Consider the following 9,125-nt stretch of genomic DNA (forward strand, 5'->3'; position numbering starts at 1 on the left):
CCACCACGGGCAAGCAATTGTGGAGTGTCCAAACGCTTGACCTCAAATCCAACGGCACCATCACGGGCGTGCCACGGGTCGTAAAGGACAAGGTGGTTATTGGTTTTGGCGGCGCAGAGTTCGGCGCGCGCGGTTATGTAACCGCATATGACGCTGCGACCGGCAAACAGGCATGGCGTTTTTACACCACGCCCAATCCCAAGGGCGAACCCGACAATGCCGCGAGCGACAAGATCTTAAAAACGGCGGCAAACAAAACATGGAGTTCCAAGCCCAAAAAGGGTGACTGGCGCGAAAGTGGCGGCGGTGGCACCGTGTGGGACGCAATCGTCTATGATGCCGAGCTCGACCAATTGTACCTTGGCGTCGGCAACGGAAATCCGTGGAACCATGGTATTCGTTCCAATGGCGAAGGCGACAATCTGTTCCTGTCGTCCATCGTCGCGCTTAAACCCGACACGGGCGAATATGTCTGGCATTATCAGGAAACACCAGCCGAAAGCTGGGATTACACTGCGACCCAGCCCATCATATTGGCGACGGAAACACGCGGCGGCAAAGAACGCAAAGTTCTTTACCACGCGCCGAAGAACGGGTTTTTCTTCACCATTGATCGGCTGAACGGCAAGCTGTTGTCGGCAAACCCGTTCATCGACGGCATCACTTGGGCAACCGGCTATGACATGAAAACGGGGCGGCCAATCGAAAACCCTGCAGCGCGATATGAAAAAACCGGCAAGCTCTATTTGGCGAACCCTTCGGCGCTGGGTGCGCATAACTGGCACCCGATGAGCTTTAACCCCGCAACGGGACTGGTCTACATCCCCGCATTGTATATTGGCGGCGCGTATCTGCCGCCGGTTGCGCCAAACGAACAAGAGCGCAAGGCGCTGGGCTTCAACGTGGGCGGCGCGATGGCAACGGCCGACCTTCCCGATGACATCAATTTCGTGAAGGCTGTGAAAGCGGCGACGACCGGAAAGCTGGTCGCGTTCGACCCCAAGACCGGCAAAGCAAAATGGACGGTCGATCACCCCGCCTCATGGAATGGCGGGACGATGACCACCGCCGGAAATCTCGTTTTCCAAGGTACGGCAATGGGCGAGTTCCGTGCTTATGCTGCGGATAGCGGTAAGCAATTGTTGAACCTTAACGTACAGTCTGGCGTGTTGTCTGGCCCATCGACCTATACGGTGGACGGCGAGCAATATGTCGCCTTCCTGACCAGCAAGGGCGGCGCGTTCCCGCTCGTATCGGGTTATGCAGGCTCCACCAGCGCTGCGGTTCCCAATATCCCCCGCCTGATCGTTCTAAAGCTGGGCGGAAAGACTGCGTTGCCACCCGTGCCTAAAGCGCCAGCCTATGTGTGGGCACCGCCAGCGCAATTCGGTACGCCAGCAGATATCGCAGCGGGCGCATCGAATTTCCAACGCTATTGCCTCGTCTGCCACGGACCCGGGGCGGTCGGGAACGGCGTGCTGCCGGACCTGCGTAAATCTGGCGTGATTGCGGATGCCGCAACCTGGAAATCGGTTGTCATTGACGGCATATTGAAGGGCAATGGCATGGTCAGTTTTAGCAGCGTGCTAACAGCGAAAGAAGCCGAGCAAATGCGCGCTTATGTTGTCAGCCGCGCACATTATGCAAAGGCAAATGATGCCGCATTAAGCGGTGGCGCAAAAAAGGCAGCAAAGTAAAAAACTGATGCCCATGAATCTGGCATCTGCCTAAAATTTAGGCAGATGCCATGGCCCATATGGCCCAAAATAACGCGTTTTGGTGTTGGTCAATTTTGGCACGATACTTGATATGCCTATTTCATCATCCGCGCGCGCGGAGCATCTGCCTCACGCGCCATAAAGGGAAAAGCCATGAAAAAGATCGAAGCGATCATCAAGCCATTCAAATTGGACGAGGTGAAAGAAGCGCTGCACGAAGTTGGCGTCTCGGGCATCACTGTTACTGAAGCCAAGGGCTTTGGCCGTCAAAAGGGCCATACCGAACTGTATCGGGGCGCCGAATATGTCGTCGACTTTTTGCCGAAGGTAAAGCTTGAGGTTGTCGTTGAAGACGGCCTGGCCGACCGTGTCGTTGAAGCCATTGCTGCAGCGGCCCAGACGGGGCGCATTGGTGATGGCAAGATTTTCGTTATCCCTGTCGAAACCGCGCTGCGTATCCGCACCGGCGAACGCGATAACGACGCCGTTTAAAAAAATCCAAAATATCCAAAAAAGACAAGCCAAAGAAGGAAAGTAGAATGGGTACCTCAGCTAAGGACATTATCAAGCGCATCAAAGATGAAGAGATCGAGTGGGTCGATGTCCGTTTCACTGATCCCAAGGGCAAATGGCAGCATCTGACCATGTGCGCTGGCGTGATCGGCGAAGACGAGTTGGAAGACGGCCTGATGTTCGACGGTTCGTCCATCGAAGGCTGGAAAGCCATCAACGAATCCGACATGATCCTGAAGCCTGATCTTGATGCCGTGTACGTAGATCCATTCTCCGCCACGCCAATGATGATCATCTTCTGCGATATCGTCGAGCCATCAACGGGCGAACTGTACAGCCGCGACCCGCGCTCGACCGCAAAGCGCGCTGAAGCATATTTGAAAACCACAGGCATCGGCGACACCGTATATGTCGGTCCAGAAGCCGAGTTCTTCATGTTCGACGATGTGCGTTTCGAAAACAGCTACAACACGTCATATTACAAGATCGACGATATCGAGCTGCCAACGAACACCGGCACGAAATATGAAAGCGGCAATATGGGCCATCGCCCCCGTGCAAAGGGTGGTTATTTCCCAGTCGCGCCCGTCGACAGCGCAGTCGACATCCGTGGCGAAATGGTCTCGACCATGCTCGAAATGGGCCTGCCTTGCGACAAGCATCACCATGAAGTTGCCGCAGCCCAGCATGAGCTTGGCCTGACGTTCGGTACGCTGACACAGACCGCTGACCGTATGCAGATCTACAAATATGTCGTGCATCAGGTCGCACATGCATATGGCAAGACCGCAACGTTCATGCCGAAGCCAATCAAGGAAGACAATGGTTCGGGTATGCACACCCACCTGTCGATCTGGGAAGGCAAGACCCCGCTTTTCGCAGGCGACGGCTATGCCGGTCTTTCGGACATGTGCCTGTATTTCATCGGCGGCATCATCAAGCATGCCAAGGCCGTGAACGCATTCACAAACCCGACCACAAACAGCTACAAGCGTTTGGTGCCCGGTTACGAAGCGCCAGTGTTGCTCGCATATTCGGCGCGCAACCGGTCGGCTTCATGCCGTATTCCATATGGTGCCGGTGCCAAGGCCAAGCGCGTTGAAGTCCGCTTCCCCGATGCAATGGCGAACCCATATCTGTGCTATGCAGCTTTGTTCATGGCTGGCCTCGACGGCATTCAGAACAAGATTCACCCTGGCGACGCCATGGACAAGAATCTCTATGACTTGCCACCAGCTGAGCTTGCTGAAGTACCAACCGTAGCCGGTTCGCTGCGTGAGGCTCTGGATTGTCTGGCCGCGGATCACGACTTCCTGTTGAAGGGTGACGTGTTCTCGAAGGACCAGATTGACAGCTATATCGAATTGAAGATGGAAGACGTCGCCCGTTGGGAAATGACGCCAAGCCCAGTCGAATTCGACATGTACTACAGCTACTGATCCTACGCATCGGATCATTAGCTTAAGGCCCGGCGGTTGGGGGACTGCCGGGCCTTTTCATTTTGTGTTTAGGAGTTGCGTCCTTGACGCCATGTCTTGTCGAGGCAGCTCATTAGCCGCCGTTACAGCAAATGCGCAGATTAAAGCCCGGCCTCTACTGCAATGCGAATAGCATCGGCCGAACTCGCCGCGCCCAACCGCTCCATTAACAACGCACGGTGCATTTTGACGGTTTGCTCGCTGAGCCCAAGCCGGAACGCGATTTGCTTGTTCAAATGGCCCAGCGCCATTTCGGCCAACACTTCGCGCTGCCGCCGTGACAATGCCTTAACCGCCGCCGCGGCCACGGCATGACGGCTCTCGTAAGACGCTGGCGCACTGGACTCCAGCTCCACCTGAGAGCCAAGAAAGAACTCAAGTTCACCTTCTTCGTCAAACAACGGCGCGACCAACACTGCATTACGAAAGGGTGTGCCATCGCGTTTGTAGTTCAGAATTTCGACCATGACCGGGGCGTGACGTTGAACGCCATTACTGATCGTGTCGGTTAACCACGGTTCAGTCTCCGGACCGGCCAAAAATTTGCAGTTCCGCCCAATGATTTCATGTTCTGCATAGCCCGTCAGTTCAAGAAACGCAGCATTACAGGCAATGATTGGATTGCCGCTTTGACGCGGGTCGCTGATCACTGACGCTATCGGGCTATTCGCGATTAGCGCGTCTAGTTTCTCGTTAGACCGGCCCAAAACGTCCAAATTACAGTGCCTCCCGCGTACCCCCATAGGCGCATTTCAGCATTAACCATTATATATGCCAGTTCCGCGATGTCGAGGGCCATATCGCAAAAACATGGTATAAAGGTTAGGTTGTTGTCCCCAGGTCAGCGTTTATGAAAAATGCCCCGACATCCGAAATGATGTCGCAAAGGGGGAGAATAACGTGGAAAATCTAACTTTTGGCCAGTATTCCCTGGTCTATAATGCATTCTCATTTACATTTGCCACCATGGCAGCAGCAACGCTGTTTTTGTGGCTCGGCCGCTCGCAAGTGGGCCCAGCCTACAAGACAGCGCTCACCATTTCCGGCTTGGTTACCGCCATCGCCGCGTATCACTATTTCCGTATTTTCGAGAGCTGGGAAGGCGCATATACCGTTGAAGGCGGAATAGTGGCCGCAAGCGGCTATGCGTTTAATGATGCCTATCGCTATGTCGACTGGTTGCTCACCGTGCCATTGCTTCTCATCGAACTCATCCTCGTGATGCGTCTGAGCCAAGAAGAAACCGTCTCAAAGTCGTTCAAGCTTGGCGGCGCTGCAGCATTGATGATCATCTTGGGTTACCCAGGTGAAATCGCAACGGACATTCCAACCCGCGTATTGTGGGGCACATTGTCGGCAATCCCGTTTGTCTACATCATGTGGCAGCTGTTCGCCGGCCTCGGTGCATCGATCAACAACCAACCAGAAAATGTACGCGAACTGGTTAAGAAAGCACGTTTGCTGACCTTCGCATCATGGGGTTTCTACCCGATCGTATACATGATCCCGTACACCAATCTGAGCGGTTCTGACGTAACCGTTGGCGTACAAGTCGGCTACACAATCGCTGACTTGATCGCAAAGGCAGGCGTTGGCGTCTTGATCTACATGATCGCCGTGCGCAAGTCGCAAGCCGAATATGGCTAAGGCCTTCGGATAAACACTGGACGTACGCCGCTCTGGCGGCGTACATTCCTGTATGAATATAATTTTATATCCGCATTCTGCAGGCGCGACATTTTCCAAAATGTTGCGCCTGTTTGCGTTACCGGCAGCAACGTTGCTGCTTATTGCCGTAGACCGCCTTCTGGGCAGCATGGACAGCGTTGAGGCCAACATGTTGGCTGCTTTGGCCATCGTGCTTGCAGGCATTCCCCACGGCACGCTGGATGTCGAAATCGCTGCTGCCCATTTTGGGCAGAATGGGTTGGGCGGTAGGGCCAAGATTATTGGCAGCTATGTGGGATGTGCGGCGGCTATGGTCGTCTTATGGCTGCAGCTTCCGGAACTGGCGCTCATTTCATTCCTGCTCATCTCAATTGTGCATTTCAGCCGTGATTGGCGTGGCGGAGTTGATCCGTTTCTGGCCATGATGGTTGGGTGGGCATTGGTCGCCTTGCCTGCGCTGGCCAGCCCCGACGATGTCGCCATGATATTTGCCGCGCTAACGGGTAACCAAAACGGTGCCGTGATCGCCGCGCTGCTTAGCGCGGCATCAGTCCCTGCTGCGCTGGGCAGCCTTGTCTTTGCCTATTGGGCGTTCCGCCATGATGACATGCAAAGCGCGCTTGAAGTGCTCGCCTGCATCACAGCCGCCTTGTTCCTGCCGCCGCTCGTGGCATTTGCCGTTTTCTTTTGCGGGCTGCACTCGCCGCGGCACATGGCCGACGCGTTACGCGAAACCGGCGGCATGTCTAAATTCAAAAAGGCAGCCATTGTCGTCGCCGTGTCCGCGCTTTCATTGGGGTTAGGCGTATTGATGTTCCTGTACCAAGGCGACGTTCCTTCAGACATGGGCATTGTGCGGTCTGCATTCATTCTGATATCAACGCTGACGGTGCCGCATTTCATCCTTGAACACATCCTCGCAAAAAAGCAGGCCGCATAAGTTCCGCATCAACACCCTTGCCCGAACGCACAAAGCGCGGCACATCATGGCTATAGTCTTCAGGAGTATGTCATGAAATTCCAAGCCCTGTCTTTGATGAGCAGCGTTGCGCTCTTGGCGCTTTCAACGCCGGCTTTTGCCCAGCTTTCACAAACGGAAGCCAAGATGGCAGCAACCGTTGACGCGGAGTATGAACGCTCGGTTGCCTTGCTTGAACGGATGGTTAACCAAAATTCGGGAACGATGAACTTCGCAGGCGTCAAAACCGTCGGCGATATGATGCGCGCTGAACTGGAGCCGCTTGGCTTCAAGGTGGCATGGCTCGATATGGCCAACGCTGGACGCGCAGGGCACCTGGTCGCGACAAAAGCCGGCAAGAAGGGCACAAAGAAGCTTTTACTGATTGCGCATCTCGACACTGTCTTTGAAGCCGATAGCCCCTTCCAGAAATTCGTCCGCAACGGTGATGAAGCCGTTGGCCCGGGTGCTGGCGACGACAAGGGCGGCATGGTCGTGATCGTGTCGGCTTTGCGCGCCATGCAGGCCGCAGGTACGTTGAAGGACGCGCATATCGAAATACATCTGACAGGTGATGAGGAAGACGCAGGCGACCCAATCGAGGTTACCCGCGCGCCGTTGATTGCCGCCGGCAAGACTGCGGATGTCGCGCTCGATTTCGAAGGACTGTCGATTGAGGATGGCAAGGACATGGGCGTTATCGCGCGCCGGTCGTCGAACAGTTGGAAGTTGGAGGTTTCAGGCGTCACCGGGCATAGCTCGCTGATCTTTGATTCCACTTATGGCGATGGCGCAGCGTTTGAACTGGCGCGCATCGTCCATCAATTCCGCACAGAGCTGCCTGAACTAAATCTGACATTCAACGTCGGCTTAATTGCGGCGGGGCAAGAGGCAACGTTTGATAATGACGGCGTCCGAGCAAGTGCCAAGGGGAAAACCAACATCATTCCCGGCATAGCCATCGCACGCGGTGACTTCCGGACTTTATCCGAAGACCAAAGCGCTCGGGTCCGGCAGAAGATGCAGGCCATCGTTTCGGCATCTGCGCCAAAGACCAGCGCCAAAATCACCTTTGAACCCGGCGGCTATCCCGCCATGGCACCGACGGAGGGCAACAAGGCATTGTTGGCGCAACTCAATCTTGTGAATCAGGATCTGGGGCTCGGCGCCCAGCCCCCGCTTGATCCGTTGAAGCGCGGTGCAGGCGACATCAGCTTCGTTGCCAATGATGTCGACGGCCTCGTTGGCCTTGGCGTCTATAGCAAAGGCGATCACGCCCCCGGGGAAACAGTCGACCTTGCCAGCATCAAACGGCAGGCAAAGCGCGCAGCAATCTTGATGAGCCGCCTGTCCCTCAGCAAATAAAACAAAAACGACAGCGCCCAACGGACCGGTGTTGTCCCTTGGCCGTCACAGCAGACAATAAAAAAGGCGGCGCATTTCTGCACCGCCTTTTTCAATGTCGTATTAACGGAAGGTTCGGAAACTACCGACCCTCACGCGAAGCCTTGCCGAAGACGCGGTATTGTTCGTTGCCGACAAAACCGAATTTCGAGATTCCGCTACGCTTTACAGAAACCAGGGCCTTATCAACGGTGTCATATGGCGCCGTTGGAGCTGGTTGGAACTGAAGCTCGGGCTCCGGATCCATTGAAGTCGTCCGGACCAGATACTGCTCCATCTGCTGAATCGAAACCGGCGTGCCGTTCCACTGAATTGCGCTGTTCGGAAGAATGATGATCTTGTTGATAACAGGATCGATCGGAACTTCCGGTGGTGGCGCATTTGGATCATTGACCGGAAGGTCAATGTTTACGGCGTGCGAAACCGGGGGGATGGTGATCATCAGCATGATGAGGAGAACGAGCATAACGTCGATTAACGGCGTTGTGTTCATTTCCATCATCGGCTGGCCATCATCGTTACCGCCACTCATTGCCATGATGATTGCTCCTTAAATTACTTACTGCACGTTCGCGTTTTCGAACGGCGATGAAATGAAGCCAACACGCGCAAAACCGGCCATCTGCATGGTGTAAATTGCACCACCGATGCATCGATAAGGCGTGTTGATATCACCACGAATGTGCGCCTCTGGCAGCATATCAGGCTCGATCAGACCAGCGGCGGCGGCTTCTGGGCCACCGAGCTTTTCAAATTCTGCCTTCAAATGCTTCGCCGCGCGATCCACCAACTCGGTTGAATCAACAGGCGTTACGTTCCAGTAAATACGGCACTCGCCATTCGGGTTTGCACCTTCATAAGCCGGGTCACCGGGATCACGACCACCGACATCGGTTGTTGTCACCGACAAAAGAACGTTTTCACGCTTTGCCTTTGTTGGTTCGAACTTGATGACCGGAATGTCCATCTTCACTGTCTGGATAGCGACAGGAATTGCGATGAGGAATACGATGAGGAGCACCAGCATGACGTCGACGAGCGGCGTCGTGTTGATGTCAGACATTGGCGTATCATCGCCGCCGCCTCCTGAACTGATTGCCATTGGCCAATCCTCTCTAAATAAATTGGGTCAAAAATGGAGCGCCAGCGATTGCTGACGTATGGGCCGCGCCGAAACGCGGCCCTAACCCAATATTACTTCTTAGCTGCAGCAGGTGCTGGCTTACCAGCTGGTGCAGCGGCAGGAACAGCAGGCTTAAGGCGGCCGCCCGAAGAGATGTAACCAAGCACATCGTTCGAGAAGGTCGAAAGGCTACGTGCGATTGTCTTGTTACGTGCCTGAAGCCAGTTGTACGCAAGAACAGCAGGAACAGCAACGAACAGACC

Annotated in this window: 9 protein-coding genes and 1 pseudogene; 6 read left to right on the forward strand and 4 right to left on the reverse strand. The window is 54.9% G+C overall.

What is annotated here, in order from left to right; translation table 11 throughout:
* The 3 genes from ACIQ0G_RS08300 to glnA form a co-directional block, all read left to right on the forward strand.
* Positions 1-1,697, forward strand: a 1,697-nt coding sequence (locus ACIQ0G_RS08300) for a PQQ-binding-like beta-propeller repeat protein (RefSeq protein ID WP_397577506.1), incomplete at its 5' end; no start/stop codon positions are given.
* A 174-nt stretch (positions 1,698-1,871) separates the two neighbouring features.
* A complete protein-coding gene (locus ACIQ0G_RS08305) occupies positions 1,872-2,210 on the forward strand; it encodes a P-II family nitrogen regulator (protein WP_125231011.1) in 339 nt (112 codons plus the stop codon).
* A 47-nt stretch (positions 2,211-2,257) separates the two neighbouring features.
* Positions 2,258-3,670, forward strand: coding sequence for a type I glutamate--ammonia ligase (glnA, locus tag ACIQ0G_RS08310; protein WP_324478472.1), 1,413 nt, complete (start codon positions 2,258-2,260; stop codon positions 3,668-3,670).
* Positions 3,671-3,810: 140 nt separating this feature from the next.
* On the opposite strand, the gene ACIQ0G_RS08315 is transcribed toward glnA, so the two are convergent.
* The gene (locus tag ACIQ0G_RS08315; RefSeq protein WP_397577507.1) at positions 3,811-4,452 is read right to left on the reverse strand and encodes a LuxR C-terminal-related transcriptional regulator; all 642 of its coding nucleotides are present in this window, start codon (positions 4,450-4,452) and stop codon (positions 3,811-3,813) included.
* Between the two features lie 157 nt (positions 4,453-4,609).
* On the opposite strand from ACIQ0G_RS08315, the gene ACIQ0G_RS08320 reads away from it, so the two are divergent.
* From ACIQ0G_RS08320 to ACIQ0G_RS08330, 3 genes are all read left to right on the forward strand, one after another.
* On the forward strand, positions 4,610-5,356 hold the full coding sequence (locus ACIQ0G_RS08320) for a bacteriorhodopsin-like (RefSeq protein ID WP_306064689.1): 747 nt from the start codon (positions 4,610-4,612) through the stop codon (positions 5,354-5,356).
* Positions 5,357-5,408: 52 nt separating this feature from the next.
* Positions 5,409-6,317, forward strand: a complete 909-nt coding sequence (locus ACIQ0G_RS08325) for a Brp/Blh family beta-carotene 15,15'-dioxygenase (RefSeq protein WP_397577508.1) — start codon at positions 5,409-5,411, stop codon at positions 6,315-6,317.
* Between the two features lie 72 nt (positions 6,318-6,389).
* Positions 6,390-7,700, forward strand: coding sequence for a M20/M25/M40 family metallo-hydrolase (locus ACIQ0G_RS08330; protein WP_397577509.1), 1,311 nt, complete (start codon positions 6,390-6,392; stop codon positions 7,698-7,700).
* Between the two features lie 121 nt (positions 7,701-7,821).
* Here the strand turns inward: ACIQ0G_RS08330 and ACIQ0G_RS08335 are convergent, their stop codons facing one another.
* The 3 genes and pseudogenes from ACIQ0G_RS08335 to ACIQ0G_RS08345 form a co-directional block, all read right to left on the reverse strand.
* Positions 7,822-8,277, reverse strand: a complete 456-nt coding sequence (locus ACIQ0G_RS08335) for an ExbD/TolR family protein (protein WP_397577510.1) — start codon at positions 8,275-8,277, stop codon at positions 7,822-7,824.
* 21 nt (positions 8,278-8,298) lie between these two features.
* Positions 8,299-8,841, reverse strand: a complete 543-nt coding sequence (locus tag ACIQ0G_RS08340; RefSeq protein WP_397577511.1) for an ExbD/TolR family protein — start codon at positions 8,839-8,841, stop codon at positions 8,299-8,301.
* Between the two features lie 92 nt (positions 8,842-8,933).
* Positions 8,934-9,125, reverse strand: a pseudogene (locus ACIQ0G_RS08345) (MotA/TolQ/ExbB proton channel family protein); the annotation flags it as partial.

It is taken from the genome of Sphingorhabdus sp. (assembly GCF_044354325.1).
Taxonomy (GTDB): Bacteria; Pseudomonadota; Alphaproteobacteria; order Sphingomonadales; family Sphingomonadaceae; genus Sphingorhabdus_B.

What these genes read in the sequence shown, in the direction of transcription:
- ACIQ0G_RS08335 (WP_397577510.1), bottom strand. Translation starts at nt 8,277, where the DNA reads ATGGCAATGAGTGGCGGTAACGATGATGGCCAGCCGATGATGGAAATG.
- ACIQ0G_RS08330 (WP_397577509.1), top strand. Translation starts at nt 6,390, where the DNA reads ATGAAATTCCAAGCCCTGTCTTTGATGAGCAGCGTTGCGCTCTTGGCG.
- ACIQ0G_RS08340 (WP_397577511.1), bottom strand. Translation starts at nt 8,841, where the DNA reads ATGGCAATCAGTTCAGGAGGCGGCGGCGATGATACGCCAATGTCTGAC.
- glnA (WP_324478472.1), top strand. Translation starts at nt 2,258, where the DNA reads ATGGGTACCTCAGCTAAGGACATTATCAAGCGCATCAAAGATGAAGAG.
- ACIQ0G_RS08325 (WP_397577508.1), top strand. Translation starts at nt 5,409, where the DNA reads ATGAATATAATTTTATATCCGCATTCTGCAGGCGCGACATTTTCCAAA.
- ACIQ0G_RS08315 (WP_397577507.1), bottom strand. Translation starts at nt 4,452, where the DNA reads ATGGGGGTACGCGGGAGGCACTGTAATTTGGACGTTTTGGGCCGGTCT.
- ACIQ0G_RS08305 (WP_125231011.1), top strand. Translation starts at nt 1,872, where the DNA reads ATGAAAAAGATCGAAGCGATCATCAAGCCATTCAAATTGGACGAGGTG.